Raw genomic sequence first — 24,254 nt, 5'->3', positions numbered from 1 at the left:
AGGAGCAGGGCTACGCTGGGCATTTCGACCGCATCGTGTCGGTCGGCATGTTCGAGCATGTCGGCCTGCCCCATTATCCGGAATATTTCGCGGCCGTGCGCGACCTGATGACGCCGGAGGGGGTGGCGCTGCTTCACTCCATCGGACGGCTGGATGGCCCTGGCTCCACCAACCCCTGGATCCGCAAGTACATCTTCCCCGGCGGCTACGTCCCCGCCCTGTCGGAGGTCCTGCCGTCGGTGGAAAAGGCGCGCCTGGTCACCACCGACATCGAGATCCTGCGCCTGCATTACGCCGAAACCCTGCGCGCCTGGCGCCACCGCTTCCTGGCCAGGGCCGACGAGGCGGCCGCCCTATATGACGAGCGCTTCGTGCGCATGTGGGAATTCTATCTGGCGGGATCGGAATGCGCCTTCCGCTACCAGGGCCACATGGTCTTCCAGATCCAGCTGTCGAACTCCCTGACCGCCGTCCCCCTCACCCGGGATTATATCCACAGGGCGGAAGAGGACATGGCCCCCCGCGCGCACGCGCCGGCAATGGTGGCGGAATAGTGGGGAAACAGGGCTTAAGGACGCACTGCTCCCCTTGCGTTCCGCCCTTTTCCCCGGGATTATCCCCCTGTGGATAAAATCCATCCGCATGTTGCACTTGCGGGCGCCGCGCCGGCCGGCTATGCCATCCCCTCCCCGCTGCTACATTGATGCCCATGGACACCAAGTTGACCGATCCGGCCGCCCCTCCTGGCGGACTGGCCTATCGCACGCCGCCCCATAACATGGAGGCGGAACAGGCCCTGTTGGGCGCCGCCCTGGTCAACAACAAGGCCGTGGAAAAGGTGGCCGAGTTCCTGCGGCCGGAGCATTTCTTCGACCCCGCGAACGGCCGCGTCTACGCCGCCATCGCCAAGCTGGTGGAACGCGGGCAGATCGCCAACCCGCTGACCCTGAAGGCCTATTTCGAACAGGACGCCGATCTTAAGGAGATTGGCGGCACGGAATACCTGGCCCGCCTGGCCGCCGGTGTCGTCACCGTCAGCAATGCCGAGGACTACGGCCGCATCATCCATGAAGCCTATCTGCGCCGACAGCTGATCGACGTGGGCGAGGACATGGTCAACACCGCCTACAAGCACGACCTGGACGTGGGCGCCAACGACCAGATCGAAGAGGCGGAGAAGAAGCTGTTCGATCTGGCCTCCACCGGCGACGCGCAAGGCGGCTTCGTGCCGTTCGAACGCTCGCTGAAGGCGGCCATCGAGATGGCGGAGGCGGCGTACAAGCGTTCCAGCCACGTCACCGGCGTCACCACCGGCCTGCGCGACCTGGACGGCAAGCTGGGTGGCCTGCACCCCTCAGACCTCGTCATCCTGGCCGGCCGCCCTTCCATGGGTAAGACGGCGCTGGCCACCAACATCGCCTTCAACGCAGCCCGCGCCCACCTGAAAAGCAGCGGCAAGGAAGGCGCCCCCGTCGGCTTCTTCTCGCTGGAAATGTCGGCGGAACAGCTGGCCACCCGTATCCTGGCCGACGAGGCCGAGGTCAGCGGCGACAAGATCCGACGCGGTGAAATCCATGGCAGCGACTTCCCCCGCTTCATCGAGGCCAGCAACTACATCTCCAAGGTGCCGTTCTTCGTGGACGACACCCCGGCGCTGTCCATCACCGCGGTGCGCACCCGCGCCCGCCGGCTGAAGCGCACCCATGGCCTGGGCATGATCGTGGTCGACTATCTGCAGCTGCTGCGTGGCGGCGGGATCAACAAGGCCGACAACCGCGTGCAGGAAATTTCGGAGATCACGCGCGGCCTGAAGGCCATCGCCAAGGAACTGGATGTGCCGGTGATCGCCCTGTCGCAGCTGTCGCGCCAGGTGGAAAACCGCGAAGACAAGCGCCCCCAGCTGTCGGACCTGCGTGAGTCGGGCTCCATCGAGCAGGACGCCGACGTCGTCATGTTCGTCTACCGTGAGCAGTACTACCTGGAACGCGCGGAACCCTCACGCCGGCCGGAAGAGGCGGAGGACAAGTTCAACGACCGCTATCAGCGCTGGCAGCAGCGGCTGGAAGAGGTGCACGACACCGCCGAGGCCATCATCGCCAAGCAGCGTCACGGCCCCGTGGGCACCGTGCGCCTGCATTTCCATGGCGAATTCACCCGCTTCTCGGACCTCGACACCCATCACGCCCTGGCGGGCAGCGGCGGCGACGATTATTGAGGCCTGGGCCGCCACAGGCCAAAACGGTCGCCTGAATCCAGGCATTGGATGCACGACCGATCCGCCCTGAAAACTTAACGGGGCTTGGCCGGAGGTTTTGCCACGTGTATCAGGGGCATGGCTTCGTGCGGGTGCGGCGCACCCGACACGGAGCGTTGGCCGTTATGCGGTCCCTTTGAATGATTGAGGAGCGGAGCGGATGGGGTTCTTGAGCGGGATCGGCCGGGCCACCCTGGTGTTCCTGGCCGCCACCGGGCGGCTGGCCCTGTTCACGGCGCGCAGCCTGTCGCATTGCGTCCGTCCCCCCTACTACCCCCGCCTGCTGGTCCAGCAGATGCGGGAGATCGGCTACAACTCCCTGCCGGTGGTGGGCCTGACGGCCCTGTTCACTGGCATGGTGCTGGCGCTGCAGAGCTATACCGGCTTCGCCCGCTTCAACGCGTCCAGCGCCATCGCCACCGTGGTGGTGCTGTCCATCACCCGTGAACTGGGGCCGGTCATGGCCGGGCTGATGGTAGCGGGCCGCGTCGGCGCCGCCATGGCGGCCGAGATCGGCACCATGCGGGTGACGGAACAGGTGGACGCGCTCAGCACCCTGTCCACCAATCCCTATAAGTACCTGGTGGCGCCGCGCATCCTGGCCGGCACGCTGATGCTGCCCTGCCTGGTGCTGGTGGCCGACATCATCGGCGTCTTCGGCGGCTATGTCGTCAGCATCTACCGCCTGGGGTTCAACCCGGCCGCCTACCTCACCAGCACGGCGCAATACCTGGAAACCAACGACGTCGTCTCCGGCCTGGTGAAGGCGGCGGCCTTCGGTTTCATCATCGCGCTGATGGGCTGCTACAACGGCTACCACTCCAAGGGCGGAGCCCAGGGCGTGGGTGCCGCCACGACGCATGCCGTCGTCTCCGCCTCCATCATGATCCTGATGATCAACTATCTGCTGACGGGGTTGTTCTTCTCATGAGCGCTGCGACCGAGACCCCGAAGATCGAGCTGACCGGCGTCAAGAAGGCCTTCGGGCCCAAGAAGGTGCTGGACGGCGTGGACCTCAGCGTCGCCAAGGGCGAATCCTTCGTCATCATCGGCGGCTCCGGCACCGGCAAGTCGGTGATGCTGAAGTCCATCCTGGGCCTGCTGAACCCCGACGCCGGAACCATCAAGGTGGATGGGGAGGATACGACCCACATCACCGGCCGCGCCCGCGACCGGGTGATGACCAAGTTCGGCATGCTGTTCCAGGGCGGCGCCCTGTTCGACAGCCTGCCCGTCTGGCAGAACGTGGCCTTCGGCCTGATCCAGGGCCGGGGCATGAGGCGCGCCCAGGCGCGCGACATCGCCATCGAGAAGCTGGCCGCGGTGGGCTTAGGATCCGACGTCGCCAACCTGTCGCCGGCGGAGCTGTCGGGCGGCATGCAGAAGCGCGTGGGCCTGGCCCGCGCCATCGCCACCACACCGGAGATCATCTTCTTCGACGAACCGACCACCGGCCTGGATCCCATCATGGCCGACGTCATCAACGACCTGATCGTGAAGTGCGTGCGCGACCTGGGCGCCACCGCGCTGACCATCACCCAAGACATGGCCAGCGCCCGCAAGATCTCCGACCGCATCGGCATGCTGTACCAGGGTAAGCTGATCTGGCAGGGCCCCACCGACAGCATCGACGACAGCGGCAATCCCTACGTCGACCAGTTCATCCACGGCCGGGCCGAAGGTCCGATCCAAATGCAGGTGAAGCTGGGCTAATCCGACATCCCAAAAGCGGTCGCGTATGAGCCGTCGCGCCTGGTCCCTGGCCTGGTGTTCCTGGCCGCGTGCCCCCCCACGCGCGGGCGTCCGTCTGGCCGCACGGCCTGGGGATCATTTAGAGCGGGCGCCCCCCCCCCCGTGTCACGCAGCGAGGCGCCCCCATCCAGCCGTGGCCATTTCAGCCGGCAGCCCGCCTTCGGCCACGATGGCGCCGGCTTCCAGGCCTGACGCCCAGGCGTAGGCGGCCGCCATATCGCTGAACACCCGCAACTCGCGCCCCGTGATGAACAGGCGCGCCAAGTTGACCAGGAAGCGCAGGCCGGCGTTATGGCTGACCACCGCCGCCCGGCCACCGGCGCGGCCGCGCATCGCCGCTGCCAAGGTGGCGCCCATGCGGCGGATGGCGTCCGGCGTCACGTTGCCGACATGCAGGCGCAAGTCCGTCACGCTGTTCCAGGTCGCGACATCCAAGTTCCAGGCCAAGACTTCCTCAATGTAATCGGCGATGGTTTCGCCGCCCACATCGCCCATGATCAGAACACAGATAGTCCTGGATGAATGAATCAATTTATGCTGTATTTTAGGCATTTCCGCACTGCCACCGGAAACGACGAGGCGGCAGGGGTAACACGCCTAAAACTTTGCTGCCATGATCATTTTACTGGTCACAATTTCAAAAACAGGATCGTTTCAACTACACAAGTATTCAGCGGGGGCACTGCGGCACTCTAGCGCGCGTTACCATCCTCCCTTCCCCATTCGCTTGTTCAGTCGACGTCGACAGCCTCATCCGGGCCGATTGGCTTGAAATCAACACGATTGTACCGCTGGCCGCGCTTCACCGTGTAGACGACGCTGCGCAGGTTTTCGATATCCTGGCTGGGATCCCTGGCCACGAAAACCAGGTTGGCCAGCCTGCCCGCCGCCACCGTGCCCATGCGCGCTTCCAGGTTCAGGGCGCGGGCTCCCATTTGGGTGCCGGCCTGGATGGCGGCCAGGGGTGTGAAGCCCGCCTGGCGCACCAGAAGCTCCAGTTCCTCATGCAAGGCGGGATAACCATCGGCGGCCGGCGTCTCCCCATCCGTGCCGGCGGAGACGGGGACGCCCGCGGCATGGGCCTGCCGAGTGATGCGGGCCGCCAATTCCGCGGGGCAATAGGAACCGGGCGGGTTGGGCTTGCCGGCCCAGCGCTTGTCCCCCTCCGCATAAACACGGACCGTGGCGTCCAACACCGTGCCGTGGCGCTTCATGGCCTCGAAAAGGCCCGCCAGCATGGGGTCGGGATTGGCGATGCGGGCCGATTCCACCGGGGCGCGGTCATGGTACCGCGCCGGCTTCACCGGCAACGCCTGGTAGGCCAGCATGCAGGCGTGGGACAGCACGTCCACGCCCGCTTCGATCTCCTCCGCCGGGGTGGCGGGGAAGACCATGGCATGGGCCCAGACGCGAAAGCCCTGGGCGTGCGCCTCTCGCGTGATGCCGGCCACCAGGTCGGCCGGCAGGTTTGCATAGATCTTGATGGCGCTGGCGCCGGTGCCGCGCGACAGGGCCACCGCCACCTTCAGGTCGGTGGCGGGGGTGATGGCCTGCATCCAGGGCACCTCCCCTGGAATCTCGCCCTTGGCGGAAGCGGCCGTGCGCGGATCCTTGAAGAAGCTGGGCCCCGCCATCAGCGCGACGTAATAGACGTCCGGCGCCGGGATTTCGCCCAGCAGGGCCGAGCGCGACAGGTCGGCCAGGGCCCGGGTGTCCCCCGCCATGTCCCGTTCCGCCGTCACGCCACTGTAGACGGCGCGGCGCAGCAGCGCCTCCTCCGCCTTGCGGTTGGGCACGGTGGCGAGATGGACGTGGGTGTCGATCAGGCCGGGCAGGACGTAAAGGCCGGCGGCATCCACCACCGTGGCGCCCCGGGCCAGATCCGCCGGCACCTGGGCCACCGGCGCCACCAGGGCGATGACCTGTCCCTTGGTCACCACCGCCATGCCGGGCTTGGGCGCCGCCCCTGTGCCATCGATCAGGGTGGCGCCGCGGTAGATGACCACCGGTTCCGGCGCCGCCCCCTTCTCCTGCGCCGCGGCACACACAGCCATGGCCAGCACGGATGAGGCCAGCAGGGCGGGGAGGGCCAAGGCGGCGACAGGCTTCAAGGCGGTACATCCAGGCAGGAAAGGCTGGTGCCAACTGTGGGGGCGCCCCGCCCCCCTGTCAATTCGCGCCCGGCCCGGCGCCCCAGGTCCACGCCCCAGGTCCGGCGCCCCAGCCGCGACACCTGGTCCCAAACCACTGTGTCGTGCGTCGGGCGGGGCCCTACCCCCTAAATCTAGGGGCTGTATAACCGGCGCCGGGGTGGCGGTTCGGTCATCCGAACTGTTATGATGCGCCTATTCACCTTTCCCCCAGGAACCTGTCCCCGTGGCCCGAAACACCAACCGTTACGTCTGCCAGAGCTGCGGCACCTCCCACCCCAAGTGGAGTGGCCGGTGCGAGGGGTGCGGCGCGTGGAACACCCTGGTGGAAGAGGCGGTACCGGAAGCGGCACCCAAGGGCCTGGGCGCCAAGGTCCAGGGCCGCAAGCTGGAATTCGTGGAACTGTCGGGCGTGTCGGAACAGGCGCCCCGCCGCCTGACCCACATCCAGGAATTCGACCGGGTGTGCGGCGGCGGCCTGGTGCACGGCTCCGCGCTGCTGGTGGGCGGCGACCCCGGCATCGGCAAGTCCACCCTGCTGCTGCAGGTCATCTGCCGCCTGGCCCAGGGAACCTCCTGCGCCTACATCTCGGGCGAGGAGGCGGTGGACCAGGTGCGCATGCGCGCCCTGCGCCTGGGCTTGGCGACGGCCCCCGTGAACCTGGCGGCCGCCACCAACGTGCGCGACATCGTGGCGTCGTTGGACGCGGCCGACGGCCCGCGCGTGGCGGTGATCGACAGTATCCAGACCATGTACGTGGACACGCTGGACAGCGCGCCGGGAACGGTGGCCCAGGTGCGGGCCTCGGCGTCCGAACTGATCCGCGTGGCCAAGCGACGGGGCATCACCTTGCTGATCGTGGGCCACGTCACCAAGGATGGCCAGATCGCAGGCCCCCGCGTGCTGGAGCACATGGTGGACACGGTGCTGTATTTCGAGGGGGAGCGCGGGCACCAGTTCCGCATCCTGCGCGCGGTGAAGAACCGCTTCGGCGCCACCGATGAGATCGGCGTGTTCGAGATGGCGGAGGACGGCCTGCGCGAAGTCGCCAACCCGTCGGAGATTTTCCTGGCGGAGCGCCGGGGCGACGTCACCGGCACCGCCGTCTTCGCCGGCATGGAAGGCACGCGCCCGGTGCTGATGGAGGTGCAGGCCCTGGTCGCCCCCTCCCCGCTGGGCACGCCGCGCCGCGCGGTGGTGGGCTGGGACACGGCGCGCCTGGCCATGGTGATGGCGGTGCTGGAGGCGCGCTGCGGTCTCGCCATCGGCGCCAATGACGTGTATCTGAACGTCGCCGGCGGCCTGAAGGTAACGGAACCGGCTGCGGATTTGGCGGTGGCCGCCGCCCTGGTCTCCTCCCTGACGGGGGAGCCGGTGCCGGCCGATGCGGTGGTGTATGGAGAGATCGGTTTGTCGGGGGAGATCCGTGCGGTCAGCCAGAGCGAGACGCGCCTGAAGGAGGCGGCGAAGCTGGGCTTCGGCACGGCACTCCTGCCCACCCGGCGCAAGAACACCGGCGGCGACGCGGGGCTGCGCCGTATCGAACTCCAGCACCTGTCGGATCTGTTGCCCCTGTTCCAGGCGGCCCCTTCCCAGAAAAGCGGGCAATCAAAAAGCGCATCCCCCAAGGACACCCCCAGGGCCGTTTCCGGCGGACGGGGCTGAGACATCATGGATATCAACGGTCTGAACCCGCTGGACATCGCCGTCGTCGTCATCGTCGTGCTTTCGGCGTTGCTGGCTTTCGCCCGGGGCTTCGTGCGCGAGGTGCTGTCGATCGGCGCCTGGGTCGGGGCTGCCCTGGTCACGCTGTATGCCTTCCCCCTGGTCAAGCCCTTCGTGCGCGCCCATATCGAACGGCAGATGATTGCCGACGGCGTCGCCATCATCGCCCTGTTCGTGGCGTCGCTGCTGGTGTTCCAGATGGTCTGCCATACCCTGGCGGGCCGGGTCAGCGACAGCGCCCTGTCGGCCATCGACCGGTCGCTGGGCTTCGGGTTCGGGGTGGTGCGCGGCGCTGTGCTGGTCAGCCTGGGCTATATGCTGATGGGCTACATTTGGCCGGACAACAAGCCGGACTGGTTGCGCGACGCGCGCACCCGGCCGGCGCTGGAGGCCGGGGCGGACATGCTGCGCACGCTGGCGCCGTCCGACCTGCGCCATGAAGGTGAAGGACGAATCGATGCCGCCCGGATGGAAGCCGAGCGGGCCCTGGCCGCCAAACAGGACTTGGAGCGGCTTCAAACCCCGGCGATCACCCCTGCGGTGAACGCGGGTGCGAAGGCGGGTGAACAGGGCTATAACGACCGCGAACGCACGGGGCTCGATCAGTTGATCGAGAATTCCGTCGACAAGAGGAAGCCGGAGTAGCCGGGCACCTCGCACGGACCGCAACGTATCAAGCTCGCGCGAAAGGCGCTGGTGACCACACATGCTGACCACGAACCCCTTCGACGACGACAAGTTGCGCGAGGAATGCGGCGTCTTTGGCATTCTGGGCGCCACTGACGCGGCCGCCCTGGTCGCGCTGGGGCTGCACGCCCTGCAGCACCGCGGCCAGGAATCGGCCGGCATCGTCGCCTTCGATGGGGAGCATTTTGGTGTTCACCGCGCCTTGGGCCAAGTGGGCGACAACTTCAGCTCCGAGGCGGTCATGCGGCCGCTGAAGGGCAACGCCGCCATCGGCCACGTGCGCTACGCCACCACCGGTGACACCGCGCTGCGCAACGTGCAGCCGCTATTCGCCGATTTCGAGTTCGGCGGTTTTGGTCTGGCGCACAACGGCAACCTGACCAACGCCATGACGCTGCGCCGCCAGCTGGTGCGCCGTGGCTGCCTGTTCCAGTCCACCACCGACACCGAAGTCATCGTCCACCTGATGGCGACCGCCCGGGGCGGCAGCGTCATCGACCGTATGGTCGAGGCCCTGCGCCAAGTCGAAGGCGCCTATTCCCTGGTCGCCATGGCCAAGGACCAGATCATCGGCGTGCGCGACCCGCGCGGCGTGCGCCCCCTGGTGCTGGGCATGCTGGGCGACGCGCCGGTGCTGGCGTCGGAAACCTGCGCCCTGGACATCATCGGCGCCGAGTTCGTGCGCGATATCGAGCCGGGCGAGATGGTCGTTCTGACCGCCAGCGGGGTGCAGAGCCTGCGGCCCTTCCAGCCGGAAAAGAGCCGCTTCTGTATCTTCGAGTACATCTACTTCGCCCGTCCCGACAGCCTGGTCGAGGGCTCCAGCGTCTACAAAGTGCGCAAGGCCATCGGTGCGCACCTGGCCCAGGAAAGCCATGTCGACGCCGACGTCATCATCCCGGTGCCGGACAGCGGCGTGCCGGCGGCCATCGGCTATGCCGAGGAAAGCGGCATCCCGTTCGAGCTGGGCATCATCCGCAACCACTATGTCGGCCGCACCTTCATCCAGCCGACAGACAAGATCCGCCATCTGGGCGTGAAGCTGAAGCACAACGCCAACCGGCACTACATCCAGGGCAAGCGGGTCATCCTGGTTGACGACAGCATCGTGCGCGGCACCACCTCGGTGAAAATCGTGGAAATGATGCGCGCCGCCGGCGCCAAGGAGGTGCACATGCGCATCTCCAGCCCGCCGACCCGCCACTCGTGCTTCTACGGCATTGATACGCCGGAGAAGGAGAAGCTGCTGGCCCACAAGCTGTCGGTGGAAGAGATGAACAAGTACATCGGCTCCGACAGCCTGGCTTTCATCTCCAACGACGGCCTGTACAAGGCCCTGGGCCATGCCGGACGTGAGACGGGCAACCCGCAATACTGCGACGCCTGCTTCACCGGCGACTACCCCATCCCGTTGACCGATTATGAAGGCGCGCCCGGCGGTGAGGTCGCCTTCCTGGCGGAGCGCCGGGCGTAATCACGACCGTGGTCTGACTACGGATCAGACAAACGAACGCCCCCGGAAGCGCCCCTTCCGGGGGCGTTTCGATTCCCCCATCTCCCATCATCTCGGCCCCCCGCCGCTGCACGTCCCCGGCTTAATCGCCGGGCCCGTCCCCGGCGTCAGCCTGGGTGCCGACTAAATGCCAATCAAGAGATCTCATCTCCGGTGGCAAAAAATCCCGCCCGGATGCCCAAGAAAACCCCTGCCGCATATCGGCGAAATACCGAAGATCATACCCGCGCATGTAAACACGGGCCAGATTGATCATGAACTTCAAACCAGCGTTATAACTGACAATAGCAACTCGACTGCCTATTTTATCAGATCCCTGTATAATGGACCCAGAATCTTGCTTTTTATTCAGCAGCCTTGCCATTAGCTCGAGCGACGAATGATGTATATCCCCAACGAATGACCGGAGATCGACCAGGCAATTCCATGAATGATCAACCTTGCCACTATGGATGATCTTTCCGACATGCTCCGCTATTTCAGCGCCGTCTATATCCCCACTATAGATGATACAAATCAGGCGCAATTCAGGAAAAAGGCGGTAATCAGACCTGTGCATAGACGCCATCCTGCCACGATAGGCATGGGCTCCGGCCCACTGTCTTAAAGCAGATTGGACGTTGCGATCAGGTCCGGGAGCCTTATTCTACCTAGTCTTAATCAAACTTTTACCTGAACGGATGTACCGCTCAGGGGCAATGTTCGTGCGTATCTGGATTTTTGGGGGACTACCGGCCTGTTTCATCCGATACGGGACAAGGGCACCGGCACGTGCACGTCGTGTCCGCCTGGGGCCGATCCCAGGGGGCATCAATCTGCCTGCCCAGCACTTATCCCGTCCCGTCGACCGTATTCATCCCCAATCGCAGCGGTGCCTTGGGACGTCATCCCCATGTCGTCCCGGACACCCACGTCCCCGCGCGGCCCCATGACATCAGGAGTGGTCAAGGAGTGTTTCGACTGAACGCGAGATTGAACATGGCACGTTTTTTCGTGCCGATGAAGCACAAAATACCGTGCGGCCCGCTTTCCCTCGCGCCCACTCAGCCGCCTTGTCCCCGGGCACGCCGCGTCAACGGCGGCGGTGCCGGCCACTCCCTGGAAGGCATGCGTGCGGCATCATGACCAGACTGAAGGATAGGCTGCGCCAGGTCCGCGAACACTTCGGGGAAACGCAGAAGAGCATGTCGGCCCGTTTCGCCCTGGGGGTGAACACATGGCAGGGCTATGAACGCCTGGGCAAGCTGCCCAAGGGGGAAACGCTGGCCCAACTGCTGGAACTGGACATCTCCGTGGACTGGTTGCTGACCGGCCATGGCAACATGCATCTGACCGGCAACCGGCCGGGCTTGGATGCCCTGCTGCTGGGCCACATCATCGACGGCGTGCTGGCGCTGCGCACCCAGGATGGCTCACGCCCCGCGCCAGCGGAACAGGGCCAACTGATCAGCCGCATCTATGACCGCCTGATCGCCATCCCGGATGAGCGGGAGCGGCGCGGCGCTCTGCGCTACGCGCTGGAGCAGACGCGGGAAGACCTGTTCGGCCTCGTGGCGGAGGAGCCTTAGGTCGGAGCCGGCTTGACGGCGACGATGGGCGGCAGGGCGGTCACATCCAGGCCCAATGCCCGCAGCGCGGCCTCATCCCGGGGCATGGCCGGTCCGCCGGTCCGGCGCAGGACGGTCAAGTCCAGGCCGGTGACCTGACGCACCCGGTCGACCACGGCCGCCGGCGCATCGGGACCGGCCGCGAAGTCGAACACGGCCTCCGGCGTCACCAGGCGCTTGCGCGCTGCCGCCATCCACCAGACACAAGGCCCGGCGCACGGGCCATCGACGATGACGGTAATGCCCCGGTCGACGATGGTCTGGACCAGATCCGCCGCGGCCTGCGCATCCCCGCCCCGCGACCATACCACCAGGGTCTGGGCGTCCACCGCGCTGATTCGGGCCAGCGCGTCCTGGACCATGGCGGGCTTGGCCTCGCCATGGGCGCAGACAAGCTTCTCCCCGCCCACCCCGGCGACGGCCCCTTTCGCGTTGGGCCTATGGCCATAGCTCCAGCAATTCAGCACCTGCTGGATGAGCGGATCGGTGTCGGCCGGCCGGCCCGGCGGCAGGAAGTCCGCCCGTGCCGGCGCGCCCGCGGCCGTCAACGCCAGCAGGGTGCCCAGGACAAGGGCGATTCGGGGGAAAAGAGCCATCGCGTACAGTCCATCAGGGTCCAAGGGCGGGGTTGACCTTATATGGGGCAAGCCCACCGCATTCCAACGGGCACCCACAGGGGCGATCGTCGCGCCCGTGCGGGCAAGCCCGGCTCAGGCTCCGGTTTCCGCCAGGGCGGGCCCCTGCTGCACCACCACCGTGCCCTTACGGCCCAGGGCCTTGGCCAGGCCGTCCAGCCGGCGCTGGACGGCGTCGCCGTCCAGCATGGCGGCATCCCGGGGCAGCATCAGCGTCAGGGTGTCCGCCGTCAGGCGCAGCGCCGTACGCTGCAACAGCGTGGCGGCGCCCCCGGTCAAGGTGTGGGCCAGGCGCAAGGCCAAGCCCACGATCAGCGCCCGGCTCAGTTGCGCCTCCGACAGCAGGGTGCGGGTCAATCCCAGGGGCTGCCCCTCCACCGTGCCCGCGTAGCGGACGAAGGAGGCTAGCGCCAGGAAGGCGCGCTCAGCATGATCGGCGCCGGCGAAGGGCATGCGCAGCACCCGCAGGTAGGCATGCTCCGCCCGATAATCGGGGTGCTCCGACCACCCCAGGTCGGACAGCAGGCAGGCGGCGGTGCGCAGGCGGGCCGCCGCCTCGTCCTCCCCGGCGAACAAGGGGGCCGTCCATTGCGTCAGGGTCGCCGCCTCACCGAAACGGCCCAGCCGTTCCGCCACTTGGGTGCAGCTGTCGATCAGCGGGTCGCGCCGCCGCTCCTCCGCCGACAACTGGTCGAACAGGAAGCCCTCGCGCAGGCCATAGGCGGAAAAGACGACATTGGATGGCTGCACCGTGCGCAGCAGCCGCTCCATCACCAGAGCCGCCATGGGCAGCGTCTCCAGCCGGCGGCGGGAGACGCCCGGCATCTTTTCCAGTGACGCCCGGCTCTGCCGCCCGACCAGGCCGGCGAAGTCGGCCATCACCCGGGCGTCGACCACGTAATGGTGGATGATGTGCAGCGGGTGGCCCGTCTGCTCCATATGCATCTTGGCAGCGCGCGCCAGCCGCCGCCACGGGGTGGAAGTCACGGCCCCGGCCGTCCATGGCCCAGGGCAGCTTGGCCAACTGGGCATCGATCACCTTGGCGGCGGAGCCCGGCTTTCCGTCCACCGCCTCGATCAGGCGCAGGGGGCCCAGCGGCAGGGTGGCCTGGCGGCCGATCACGCCCTTGTCCAGAGTCACCAATTCCAGGCTGCCGCCGCCCAGGTCGCCCATCAGGCCGTCGGCGCCAGGGGTCCCCGACAGCACGCCCATGGCGGACAGCCGCGCCTCCTCCTCCCCCGCCAGCACGGTGACGGGGACGCCGGTCAGCGCCTCGACCTCGGCGACAAACTTGGCACCGTCCTTGGCGTCGCGCACGGCGGCGGTGGCCAGGATGTCCACGCGGCCCACCTGCATGCCCTCGATCAGGCGGCGGAAGCGGGCCAGATTGGCCAAGGCCAGCTTCACGCCATCGGGATGCAGCTTGCCGGTCTTCTCCACCGAGCGGCCCAGTCCGCACATGATCTTCTCATTGAAGATGGCGATGGGCGAGCGTTCCAGGCGGTCATAGACCACCACCCGCATGGAGTTGGAACCGATGTCGATGACCGCCAACCGGTCGGCGCCGACATGGCGGTCTGGGGCGGGTCGGTCAAACTTTACGGGCATGGGTATCCGGTACGGGCTGAGGCAAGGCGATTCAGTCGGCGCGTTTGGCCGCTTTCGCGGCCTGCTTCAGCAGCAGCTTGGCCGGCCCCTTGGGGTCGTTCACCGCGCTGCTGCCCCGCCCCGACAGACTGGGGTTGGTCATGAAGAACGTATGGGCGTTGAAGGCGCCCAGCGGAGCTTCGATGCGATGATACTCGCCATCGGGGCCCAGCCGCCAGCTTTGCGCCTCATCCTTCAGATTGGCGACCATGATCTGGTCCATCACCTGCCGGTGACAGGACGGCGTCTCGATCGGCACCAGCGTCTCGATACGGCGGTCCAGGTTGCGGGGCATCCAGTCGGCGGAGGAGATGAAGACCTTGGCGCCCGGGTGCGGCAGGCCTACGCCGTTGCCGAAGCAGACGACGCGGCCATGCTCCAGGAAACGGCCGACGATGCTCTTCACCCGGATGTTCTCCGACAGCCCCTTCACGCCCGGCCGCAGGCAGCAGATGCCGCGGATGACCATGTCGATGCTGACGCCTTGCTGCGACGCCTCATACAGCTTGTCGATGATGCGGGCATCGACCAGGGAGTTCAGCTTCACCCAGATCTGGGCCGGGCGGCCGGCGCGGGCGTGGGCGATTTCCGCGTCGATCAGGCCGACCAGGCGGTCGCGCAAGCCCACGGGGGCGATGGCGATCTTCTCCAGCGCCTTGGGCGTGGCATAGCCGGTCATGTAGTTGAACATGTGGGCGGCGTCGTGCACCAGCGCCGGATCGCAGGTGAAGAAGCTGAGGTCGGTGTAAATCTTGGCGGTGATGGGGTGGTAATTGCCCGTGCCGAAATGGACGTAGGAGCGCAAGCCCTTCTGTTCCCGGCGCACCACCAGCGACACCTTGGCGTGGGTCTTGAGATCCACGAAGCCGTAGACCACCTGCACGCCCGCCCGTTCCAGGTCGCGGGCCCAGCGGATGTTGGCCTCCTCATCGAAGCGGGCCTTCAGTTCCACCATGGCCGTCACGCTCTTGCCCGCCTCCGCCGCCTCGATCAGGGCGGCGACGATGGGGGAGTTCTTGGAGGTGCGGTACAGCGTCTGCTTGATCGCCAGGACGGCCGGGTCCTGTGCGGCCTGGCGCAGGAACTGCACCACCACGTCGAAGCTCTCGAACGGGTGATGGACGATGATGTCCTTGTGCCGGATGGCGGCGAAGCAATCGCCGCCGAAGTCGCGGATACGTTCCGGGAAACGGGCGTTGTAGGGCTGGAACAGCAGGTCCGGACGCTCATCGATGATGAGCTGCTTGGTTTCCGCCGGGCCAATCAGGCCGTCCAGGACGAACACGTCGTCCGTGGGCACGTGAAGCTGGCCCGCCAGGAAATCGCGCAGGTCCCGCGACATGCCGGCGTTGACGCACAGCTGGATGACGCTGCCGCGCCGGCGGCGCTTCAGCGCCGTCTCGAAGGTGCGGACCAGGTCCTCCGACTCTTCCTCGATTTCGATGTCGCTGTCGCGCAACACGCGGAAGAAGCCGTGGCCCTTCAGCGTGAAGGGTGGGAACAGCCGGTCGATGAACAGCAGCACCAGCTCTTCCAGCAGGATGAAGCGGACATCGGTACCCGGCAGGCGGACGAAACGATCCAGCTGTGACGGCAGCAGCACCAGCGCGTCCAGGTGGATGTTGCGTTCCGGGTCGTACAGCTGGACGGCCAGGGAGAAGCCGGAGTTGGCGATGAAGGGGAAGGGGTGGGCCGGGTCGACGGCGATCGGCGTCAGCACCGGGAAGATGTCGTCCAGGAACTTCGCTTCCAGCCAGTCGGTCTCCGACGGGGTCAGCTCATCCGGGTCGATGGCGGCGATGCCGGCCTTGGCCAAGTCGGCGCGCATCATCAGCCAGCAGGCCTGCTGCTCGCGCATCAGGTCGGCGGCGCGGGCGTTGATGGCGGCCAGCTGCTGCGCCGGGGTCAGGTTGTCATCGGACGGCGTGGCCACGCCGGCGGACACCTGCGCCTTCAGGGCGGCGACGCGGACGGTATAGAACTCATCCAGGTTGCTGGCGGAGATAGACAGGAAACGCAGGCGTTCCAGCAGCGGATGCTGGACGTTGTACGCCTCTTCCAGGACGCGCTGGTTGAAGGCCAGCCACGACAGTTCGCGGTTGATGAACCGATCCGCCGAGGTCATATCGATGGGAGCGGATTCGACTTCGCGGACGGAAGCGTCCATCGCCGTGGACATATTGGCCTCACTGACTGCATTCGTATCGGGTCGATCACCATAGACCGCCAACGTTACCGTTTCGGGTCCCTGTGTCATTGATCCCGCCGCTTGCGTTTTCGAGCGGCCCTTTTCCGGGCCCGCGGGTTCGGCAGCGGGCGCGGGATCCCGGTCCATCCTGGGGGATGTCTCGTGAGAACCCTGTTCCTGCTCCGGCATATGAAATCCTCCTGGGACGACGAATCCGTCCCCGACCATGACCGCCCCCTCGCCATCCGGGGGGAGCGCGCGCTTGCGACCATGGCGGAGTATTTGAGGCGCCGCAAGGGTGGAACACCCCGGCCCGACCTCATCCTCTGCTCCACCGCCGCCCGTACCCGTGCCACGCTGGCGGGCCTGCTGCCACTGTGGCGGGACCCGCCGCCCATGAGCGTGGACCGCGCTTTCTACATGGCGTCGGCCCCCGTCCTGGCCGAACGGTTGCGCGCCCTGCCCGACACGGCCGGAACCGTCCTGCTGATCGGCCACAACCCCGGGCTGGAGGACCTGGCGCTGACCCTGGCGGGGCGGGAGGAGGCGCGCCTTCGCACCCGCATCACGGAAAAATACCCCACCGGGGCCCTGGCCCGGCTGGAATTCGCCATCGATGATTGGGCGGACATGGCCGCTGGTGGCGGACGCTTGGCGGAATTCGTCACCCCGCGGGAACTGTCGCCATCCTAATATCCGCGGGCGGTCAGGGCTGTCCGGATAGGTTGTATAATTCATCCAATCAAGCGGCACCCATGAAGATTAAAAGCTCTCCTTCATGCAAACGCGCCAATCGGTCAAAAAAGTAGATGCACCGCGCTGTATCAAGGGCCTAATCCAGTGGCCCCGGCGCTTTGACGCCCCCTGAAGACGAAACCGATTTCACTTTGCGCACCACCTAATGGTTGCACATCGACTGGGCAGTTGACTGCCTCCGATTTCGCCAGATCCGCGCGCTGGGCAAGGGATGATCATCGCCCCATATGCTCCCCTCAAAACGAATCCCCCTTAGATTTTAACCATTTATTAATCTCCGCCCTAACCTTTCGGGTAGCGGCACGCCTTTTGCGTTAGCGAAACAATGCGGGGTGGCGACTTGCTGCGCCGCACAAGAGCTAATCAAGAGAGTGGGGAGCCGATGGACAACAGCCTGATCGACCTGACGAAGAACGTTCTGGATGTGGCCAGCCAGAAGGTTTCGGTGATCGAGGATATCAACCGGACCACCAAGATGCTGGCCTTCAACGCCCTGATCGAAGCCGGCCGCGCCGGCGATGCTGGCCGGGGATTCGCGGTGGTGGCCAACGAGGTCAATTCCATCTCACAACGGGTCAGCGTGGTCGCCGGCGAACTGCGCAGCGAGATCGGCCAGTTGGTCGACCGCATGACCACGGTGGGCGAGGATCTGATGACCCGCTTCCGCGGGCAGCGCCTGGCCGATCTGGCACTGAATAGCATCGACATCATCGACCGCAACCTCTACGAGCGGTCATGCGACGTTCGTTGGTGGGCCACGGACAGCGCGGTGGTCACCAGCCTGCAGGCTCCTTCCCACCAAGCCACGCGCCACGCCAGCGAACGGCTGAACGTCATCCTGCAGAGCTACACCGTCTATCTCGACCTGTGGGTGGCCGACCGCAACGGCCGCGTCATCGCCACGGGCCGCCCCGACCGCTTCCCCCACGCCATCGGCACCAATGTCGCCAATGAATCCTGGTTCATCGACGCGCTGCGCACCCGCGATGGCGGCGACTTCGCGGTGGAGGACATCACCCCCAATCCCGGGTTGGAGAACCGCACCGTCGCCACATACTCCACCGCCGTCCGCCGCGATGGCGCCCAGGATGGGGAGGTGCTGGGCGCGCTGGGCATCTTCTTCGACTGGGCACCCCAGGCCCGCGCGGTGGTAACCGGTGTCCGGCTGGAGACGTCGGAACGGACCAACACCCGCTGCCTGTTGCTGGACGCCGCCGGCCGCATCATCGCGGCCAGCGACGGGCGCGGCGAACTGACGGAAAGCTTCCACTTGGTGACCCAGGGCCAGCCCATGGGCCATTATATGGACCGCCACGGCCGCCTGATCGGCTTCGCCCGCACGCCGGGGTATGAAACCTATCGCGGCCTGGGCTGGTACGGCGTCCTGGTGCACAACCCCCCTGGGCAAAGCTGACCGCGCCTCGGGCATGCCGCCCGGCGCGGGTTCCCCCAACCGCGCCGGGCGCCCGATCAATCTGTATATCGGATAGATTCGTTCAATACGTTCTGTTGGAATGATTATCACATTGGGAACAACCTTCAGGCACGCGCAACTCAACGCCGAAGGATGTCCCAATGACCACCACCGCACCCTTTCGCGTCGCCGTGTCCGGCGCCGCTGGGCAGATCGCGTATTCCCTGCTGTTCCGCCTGGCCAAGGGCGACGTGTTCGGCGCCGGCCAGCCCCTGCACCTCACGCTGCTGGAAATTACGCCGGCCTTGCCGGCCCTGCGCGGCGTGGTGATGGAGCTGGAGGACTGCGCCTTCCCCCTGCTGCGTGGCATCAGCGTCACCGACGATCCGGCCGCTGCCTTCCGCGATATCGACGCCGCCTTCCTGGTGGGCTCCCGCCCACGTGGCAAGGGCATGGAGCGGCGCGACTTGCTGTCGGCCAACGCCGCCATCTTCAAGGCCCAGGGCCGTGCCCTGAATGAACAGGCCAAGCGCACGGCCAAGGTGCTGGTGGTCGGCAATCCCGCCAACACCAATGCCTGGATCGCCATCCAGCACGCCCCCGACCTGCCGCATGACGCCATCACCTCCATGATCCGGTTGGATCACAACCGGGCGCAGGCACAGCTGGCCGCAAAAGCAGGCGTGGAGGTCGCCGCCATCGAGCGGCTGATCGTCTGGGGCAACCACTCCCCCACCATGTTCGCCGACTGGCAGCACGCCGTGGCCCACGGCCGCCCCCTGCCCGACCTGATCGGCGACGCGGCCTGGTATCGCGACACTCTGATCCCCACCGTGGCCCAGCGGGGCACCGCGATCATTGAGGCGCGCGGCCTGTCTTCCGCCGCGTCCGCCGCGAACGCCGCCATTGACCATATGCGCGACTGGGTACAGGGCAGCGGCGAGCGCTGGGTGTCCATGGGCCTGGCGTCGGAAGGCGATTACGACCTGCCCCCGGGCCTGGTCTGCGGCGTTCCCGCCCGTTGCCAGGACGGTCGCATTGAACGGATCCGGGGGCTGGACCTCGACGCCTATGCCCGTGTCATGCTGGATCGGACGGTGGCGGAGTTGACGGAGGAGCGGGCGGCCGTCGCCAGCCTTTGACCTGGGATGAAACAGAAGGGGCGCCCTTCCCGCACCGGGAAGAGCGCCCTTTTTTCATGCACCTCTCAGCCGAAGAAGCCGATGCGCTGGGTGATGCCGTTGCCGACGCGGCGCACCAGGTCATACAGGCTGGCGATGGGCTTGAAGATGCGCTCGTTCTCCTGGCCGTAGTTCTGGCTGTCGTCGCTGACGTAGGTCGCCGCCTCGCCGAAGTCGCCGTCACCGGCGGCCTCCCCCGTCACGGGGAAGATGCGGGCCAGCAGCTCCAGGGCCCAGGGCACGTCCAGTTGCATCAGCCGGGCCATCAGGCGGCGGTGAGTGATGTTGTGCTGGCTGGAGAACTGCGGGATGTGGGTCGCCCGCAGGAACACCTCCTGGATCAGGGCGATGCGCAGGGCATGCAGAACCAGCAGGCCGTTGCTCAGCGCCGCGTCCGGCGGCGGCACCTGCCCGGGCACCGGCTGGTGCTCCACCCGGGCCAGCCCCTCCTCCAGGACATCAAAGTCGCGGTAGAGCTTGCGGAAGATGCGGATCAGACGGCTGTGGAGGGGGTTGTCCTCCAGGATGCTGGCCAGGCGCCGCATCTCCTCCACCCGGGCGGGGTCGCTGGTGTGGGCGGCGCGCAGCAGCCAGAAGGCGGGGTCCAGGGTATCGATATAGGCCTTCAGCGCGTCCGGGCTGGCGATGGCCACGCCGTATTCCACCATGCCCAGCAGTTGCCGGAAGCGGGGGGAGGTGCGGTACAGCTCGGCGAAGTGTTCCGGATCCTTGTCGATGGCCTCACCCACGCCACTGACGGTGTTCGCCGGCAGGCCCATCTGCTGCAGGATGGCGTTGTGCGGGATGGCGCGGAACTGCGAGGCCCGGCTCTGGTCGATATCGTCGGCGTTGCCGTCGTGCTGGCGCTTGATGGCCCGGCTGCCCGAGGGGTAGAGCAGGTTGGTGCCCAGGGCCGACAGCAGCGCGCCGTAGTTCGGATCCTCCACCAGCGACACCTGGAACTGCTTCACCGTGGTGAAGAATTCGCGGATGTAGTCGGCATCGCCATAAAAGGGATCGTCATCCAGCGTGGCGTGCTTGCCGCCCAGCATGTGTTCCAGGATGCGGGTGACCACCGCCAGGGCGCCCGCCCGGGTCACGAAGTACAGATAACCGTCGCCACCCTGGAAGCTGACCTCCTGCTTGAAGGCGATCTTGTGGTGGGTCATGAACGACAGAGTGGCCGGCGCCGCGACATAACCCAGGCGTTCGGGGAAGCCCGCCGGGTGCGCGCCGCGGCCGATGGATTCGCCGTGGGTGTCGAAGATGACCAGTTGCACGCCGTCCAGCCGGTGACGAGTGAACAGGCGGGCGATGCGCAGGCGCAGACGCTCAATACTGGCCGAGGCCGGTGTCTGGCCCAGGTAGCGGCCGGCGTCGGAGAAGCCGGTCTGGATGCACAGGCGGCCACGGCGCTTCACGTAATCGCGGTAGTGCGGATTTTCCAGCAACTGCTCAATGACGCGGCTACCCACCTCCAGCGCCCGTTCCGTCTCGAACAAGGGGCTAATGTCCACCTTGTCGGCGACACCGAACAGGCGGGCGTAATAGAGCGCCGTCAGCACCGTGAAGGCCGATTCCGATTCCGCGATCAGGAAGCGGACGGGGACGGAGGCGTCGGCGTACTTCAGCATCTGGGCCACGACCATGAACAACCGCTTGGCCGAGGTGCGCTCCGCGATGATGCTGCCGAAGTTGATGCGGGCCGGACGCACCTCATCCAGCAGGCCGGTGATGGCGTTCAGGTAGGACTGGCGGTAGCGCGGATCGTCCGGCGCCGTTTCCATGCCCACCGTCTTGCGCACGGCGTTGTGCAGCTGGGTGGCGTTGATGCGCACATGGGTATGGGCCTGGCCCAAGCCATAATTGGCCAGTTCCGCCTTCAGGATGGCCAGCCGGCGCACCACGTCCTGGCCCTTGCCATTGGCGCCTTTGCCAGTGGCGCCCTTGTCGGCAGCGGTGGCCAGGCGGATGGCGCGGTCCACCTGCTCGATGGCGTGCGCAGCCTCCACCAGGCGCAGCGGCAGGCCTTCGTGCATGCGGCGCGCGATGGCCTCGATGCCCTTCTGGTCCGTCTCCTTGCCGAAGGCGGCGATCTCGTCCGTCACCTGGGCGATGGCCAGGGCCAGGCGTGATTCCAGCAGGTCCAGGGTGTTGCGCAGGTCTTCCTGCACCGGCGCCACCTTGCGGATGCCCTGCACCTCCGCCAGGTAGTGGCGCAATTGGCCCACCTGCACCACCAGGCGCTTGTGCAAGGTGTCGGACCAGCGGATGTCCGACCGGCCGTCCAGATCGTAGCCCACCCAGCTGGCCACCGTCAGCAGCCGGGGCGTCAATTCCGACCATTGCTCCGGATACCGGTCCTGCGCCACCGACAGCACGATGTCATAGACGGTGCGCAGCGCCGCCTGGATGTTGGTGATGGCCTCCAGCGACAGCCGGTGCTCATCGGCCAGCGACAGCTCGCCCGGCCGCATCTCCACCGCCGCGACCGAGGCGATCAGCGCCTGGCGCGCGGCCGCTGTCAGGGGCGCGCCGTCATGGTCCCGCCCGGTGGCCAGTTGGGCCATGGCGTCCATCAGATCACCCATCAGGTTGAACGTCGGGTGGGCGGTGATGACGATGCCGAAAATCTCCTTCTCCACCTGGGCGCGGAAGGCCTCGAACGGCACGGCCTTGCCATCGGCATCCACCGCCAGGCGGTCGATCAACTGGTGGACGCGGGCGGCGTTGGCGGCGGGGTCGGCTTCCCCCAGATAAGCGCCCAGGCGCCGGGCGCGGGCCAGGAACCCTTCCGCCCCCAGGTACTGGATGGCCTGTTCCACGGCGGCCAGGTCCAGCTCCCCATCATGCAGGCGGCGGGAGACGTCCAGCGCCAGCAGGGAAACGGGATTAGCGAAGGGATCGGCGTCGGCCAGCGCGGTATAACGTGACAGCCGCGCCACCAGGTCGGCCGTCAGGCCCACGGCGTCGACCTTTTCCGTGCCGCTGAACTTGGCCACCGCCCCTGTCAGCAGGGGGCCGGCCTTGGCCAGGCCCGCCAGCGTGGCGGCGTCGGCCGCTTTCACGTCCACGCCCGGGGTGGCGGTCGCGGTGGGCGTGGTTTTGGAGGTCTTCGCCGGCGTCACGGTCTTTTCCGGGGCCGGCCCGGAGTCGGTGGACTTTTCCGCGGACTTTTCAGCAGACCGCGACGCTGCCAGCGATGACGTCATGATGGTTCTATGCCCAGTTTGGTTGCTCATCCCTGCCGCGCCGGACCACCTGTCCCCCTCCGCGCCGCGTTCGGCCGATACCTTGGATAACGGGGACTCGGGTGAGTCATTATCCTACCTCGCACCGGCGAAAGGGTTTGCCAAGGCGGGGACCGGTCGGGGCTGGAGCAGGGTGGCGATTTATTGTGACGCAACGGAACGTCGAGAGTATCGCAACTGTGCGCTGCAATGCAACCTGACGGCAAGATTTTTACCGTTTGCGCGGAATCGATGTAATTTCGCAACACGATCTTAACGTAGGTTCCATCTTCGGTTATCCATGCCGGATGACCATTGGCCCCGCCCGCCCCTCACCGACCCCCAGCGGTCCCGATGCCTCGACCGAGGCGGCGGGCGCCGCCACCGTTCCTTCGACGCCGGGCGGAAACGAAACCCCGCCACCGGCGATCGGTTCCACGCCCAAACGCGCCTTGGCGGTGCGCGAGGTGGAGGTGAAGATGGCGGCCACGCCGGCCGCCCTGGGCCGCCTGCAGGCGCTGCCCTTGTTGGCGCGCATGGCCGACGGCCCCGCCGCGCACCGCCACCAGGTCACGACCTATTACGACACGCCCGACCTGGCGCTGGCCGCCCACGGCCTGGCCCTGCGCGTCCGCCGGCAGGGCGGCCAAGGGGGCGGCCAAGGGGGCGGGAGACGGGTACAGACGGTGAAGACCTGGGCATCGGACGCCGGCACGGCCGCCGCGGCCGGCCGCCGGGAATGGGAATGGCAACTGCCGGTGGAGGGGGACGGACCCGACCGCGCCCTGCTGCCCGCCACCATCGCCGGGCTGCTAACGGAAGAGCAGTGGGCCCAGGTGGCGCCCCGCTTCGCCACCGACGTCCAGCGCACCGCCCTGCTGCTGCATCCCGACCCCCGCACCTCTGTGGAACTGGCGCTGGATCTGGGGCAGGTGCGGCTGTCGGTTCCCGGCGCGGGGGAGGAAACCACCTGGCCAGTGGCGGAGGTGGAACTGGAACTGAAGGGTGGACGCGTCGCGGCGCTGTTCGAGGTGGCGGCGGCGCTGCATCACCACGTGCCCCTGCGCCTGACCACGGGCAGCAAGGCGGACGCCGGCCTGCGCCTGCTGACCGGCCGGCCGGCGGCGGCGATCCCGGCCCATCCCACGGCGCTGACGCCGGTGACCACGGTGGCGGAAGGCTTCCGCCACACCACGCGCCAGGCGCTGGGCCATCTGCTGGAGAACGCCACGGTCCTGCTGGAAAGCGGCGACGCCCAGGCGGTGCGCCAGATGGCGGCGGCCAGCCGGCGGCTGGACACGGCCCTGCGGCTACTGCGCCTGGTCATGTCCCTGTCCGCCGCCACGCCACCGGCCAACACCCATGGCGAGGCGGCGGAGACCTTGCGCCGGCGCCTGGCGCCGTTGCGCGTCCTGCTGGAAACCGCCCGCGGCTGGGACCGGCTGGCCGAGCGCGCGGCGCTGTTGCCGGAGCGCAAAGGAGCGCCCGGCCTGCCAAACGCCAACGCCGGCGT

The 24,254-nt window shown here is 67.0% G+C and carries 19 protein-coding genes and 1 pseudogene; 12 read left to right on the top strand and 8 right to left on the bottom strand.

Features of this window, described 5'->3' with window-relative positions:
* The 4 genes from I55_RS04000 to I55_RS03985 all read left to right on the top strand — a co-directional run.
* Positions 1-554, top strand: a 554-nt coding sequence (locus I55_RS04000; RefSeq protein ID WP_044559214.1) for a class I SAM-dependent methyltransferase, incomplete at its 5' end; no start/stop codon positions are given.
* Positions 555-709: 155 nt separating this feature from the next.
* Positions 710-2,215, top strand: coding sequence for a replicative DNA helicase (locus I55_RS03995; RefSeq protein WP_044559213.1), 1,506 nt, complete (start codon positions 710-712; stop codon positions 2,213-2,215).
* A gap of 199 nt (positions 2,216-2,414) precedes the next feature.
* Entirely contained in the window at positions 2,415-3,185 is a 771-nt protein-coding gene (locus I55_RS03990; RefSeq protein WP_044559212.1) for an ABC transporter permease, read from the top strand.
* The gene (locus I55_RS03985; RefSeq protein WP_044559211.1) at positions 3,182-3,967 is read left to right on the top strand and encodes an ABC transporter ATP-binding protein; all 786 of its coding nucleotides are present in this window, start codon (positions 3,182-3,184) and stop codon (positions 3,965-3,967) included. Before I55_RS03990 ends, I55_RS03985 begins: the two co-directional genes overlap by 4 nt.
* A 144-nt stretch (positions 3,968-4,111) precedes the next feature.
* Here I55_RS03985 and I55_RS03980 read toward each other — a convergent pair whose 3' ends face one another.
* Together I55_RS03980 and I55_RS03975 are read right to left on the bottom strand one after the other, a co-directional pair.
* The gene (locus I55_RS03980; RefSeq protein ID WP_044559210.1) at positions 4,112-4,501 is read right to left on the bottom strand and encodes a hypothetical protein; all 390 of its coding nucleotides are present in this window, start codon (positions 4,499-4,501) and stop codon (positions 4,112-4,114) included.
* 236 nt (positions 4,502-4,737) lie between these two features.
* Positions 4,738-6,117: an amidohydrolase family protein gene (locus I55_RS03975; protein ID WP_199902450.1), complete on the bottom strand. Its 1,380-nt coding sequence runs from the start codon at positions 6,115-6,117 to the stop codon at positions 4,738-4,740.
* Positions 6,118-6,382: 265 nt separating this feature from the next.
* Here I55_RS03975 and radA point away from each other — a divergent pair, with 265 nt between their 5' ends.
* The 3 genes from radA to purF all read left to right on the top strand — a co-directional run bounded on the left by radA (position 6,383) and on the right by purF (position 10,043).
* Positions 6,383-7,822 carry a DNA repair protein RadA gene (radA, locus tag I55_RS03970; protein WP_044559209.1) on the top strand — a complete coding sequence of 480 codons (1,440 nt, stop codon included), beginning with the start codon at positions 6,383-6,385 and terminating at the stop codon, positions 7,820-7,822.
* A 6-nt stretch (positions 7,823-7,828) separates the two neighbouring features.
* Positions 7,829-8,527: a CvpA family protein gene (locus I55_RS03965; RefSeq protein WP_044559208.1), complete on the top strand. Its 699-nt coding sequence runs from the start codon at positions 7,829-7,831 to the stop codon at positions 8,525-8,527.
* 61 nt (positions 8,528-8,588) lie between these two features.
* On the top strand, positions 8,589-10,043 hold the full coding sequence (purF, locus tag I55_RS03960; RefSeq protein ID WP_044559207.1) for an amidophosphoribosyltransferase: 1,455 nt from the start codon (positions 8,589-8,591) through the stop codon (positions 10,041-10,043).
* A gap of 121 nt (positions 10,044-10,164) precedes the next feature.
* Here the strand turns inward: purF and I55_RS35695 are convergent, their stop codons facing one another.
* Positions 10,165-10,641 carry a hypothetical protein gene (locus I55_RS35695; protein ID WP_148293560.1) on the bottom strand — a complete coding sequence of 159 codons (477 nt, stop codon included), beginning with the start codon at positions 10,639-10,641 and terminating at the stop codon, positions 10,165-10,167.
* Between the two features lie 562 nt (positions 10,642-11,203).
* Between I55_RS35695 and I55_RS03955 the strand changes: the two genes are divergently transcribed.
* On the top strand, positions 11,204-11,650 hold the full coding sequence (locus I55_RS03955; protein ID WP_044559206.1) for a helix-turn-helix domain-containing protein: 447 nt from the start codon (positions 11,204-11,206) through the stop codon (positions 11,648-11,650).
* Here I55_RS03955 and I55_RS03950 read toward each other — a convergent pair.
* The 4 genes and pseudogenes from I55_RS03950 to I55_RS03940 form a co-directional block, all read right to left on the bottom strand.
* Positions 11,647-12,285, bottom strand: coding sequence for a hypothetical protein (locus I55_RS03950; protein WP_044559205.1), 639 nt, complete (start codon positions 12,283-12,285; stop codon positions 11,647-11,649). The genes I55_RS03955 and I55_RS03950 overlap by 4 nt on opposite strands.
* A gap of 114 nt (positions 12,286-12,399) precedes the next feature.
* Positions 12,400-13,263, bottom strand: a complete 864-nt coding sequence (locus tag I55_RS38185) for a hypothetical protein (protein WP_049973805.1) — start codon at positions 13,261-13,263, stop codon at positions 12,400-12,402.
* Between the two features lie 190 nt (positions 13,264-13,453).
* A pseudogene (locus I55_RS38180) lies at positions 13,454-13,786 on the bottom strand (Ppx/GppA family phosphatase); the annotation flags it as partial.
* 178 nt (positions 13,787-13,964) lie between these two features.
* On the bottom strand, positions 13,965-16,151 hold the full coding sequence (locus I55_RS03940) for an RNA degradosome polyphosphate kinase (protein WP_064742463.1): 2,187 nt from the start codon (positions 16,149-16,151) through the stop codon (positions 13,965-13,967).
* 171 nt (positions 16,152-16,322) lie between these two features.
* On the opposite strand from I55_RS03940, the gene I55_RS03935 reads away from it, so the two are divergent.
* The 3 genes from I55_RS03935 to I55_RS03925 all read left to right on the top strand — a co-directional run bounded on the left by I55_RS03935 (position 16,323) and on the right by I55_RS03925 (position 19,472).
* The gene (locus I55_RS03935) at positions 16,323-16,853 is read left to right on the top strand and encodes a histidine phosphatase family protein (RefSeq protein WP_044559204.1); all 531 of its coding nucleotides are present in this window, start codon (positions 16,323-16,325) and stop codon (positions 16,851-16,853) included.
* Positions 16,854-17,298: 445 nt separating this feature from the next.
* Entirely contained in the window at positions 17,299-18,330 is a 1,032-nt protein-coding gene (locus I55_RS03930; protein WP_044559203.1) for a methyl-accepting chemotaxis protein, read from the top strand.
* Between the two features lie 161 nt (positions 18,331-18,491).
* Complete coding sequence (locus I55_RS03925; protein WP_044559202.1) at positions 18,492-19,472, top strand: malate dehydrogenase; 981 nt, start codon at positions 18,492-18,494, stop codon at positions 19,470-19,472.
* Positions 19,473-19,537: 65 nt separating this feature from the next.
* Here I55_RS03925 and I55_RS03920 read toward each other — a convergent pair whose 3' ends face one another.
* Entirely contained in the window at positions 19,538-22,639 is a 3,102-nt protein-coding gene (locus tag I55_RS03920) for a phosphoenolpyruvate carboxylase (protein ID WP_159107104.1), read from the bottom strand.
* A 410-nt stretch (positions 22,640-23,049) separates the two neighbouring features.
* Here I55_RS03920 and I55_RS03915 point away from each other — a divergent pair.
* The coding region (locus I55_RS03915) for a CYTH domain-containing protein (RefSeq protein ID WP_148293558.1) at positions 23,050-24,254 on the top strand (1,205 nt) is incomplete at its 3' end.

It is taken from the genome of Azospirillum sp. B4 (assembly GCF_000333275.1).
GTDB lineage: Bacteria > Pseudomonadota > Alphaproteobacteria > Azospirillales > Azospirillaceae > Nitrospirillum.
This window is presented reverse-complemented; position numbering and strand designations above follow the sequence as displayed.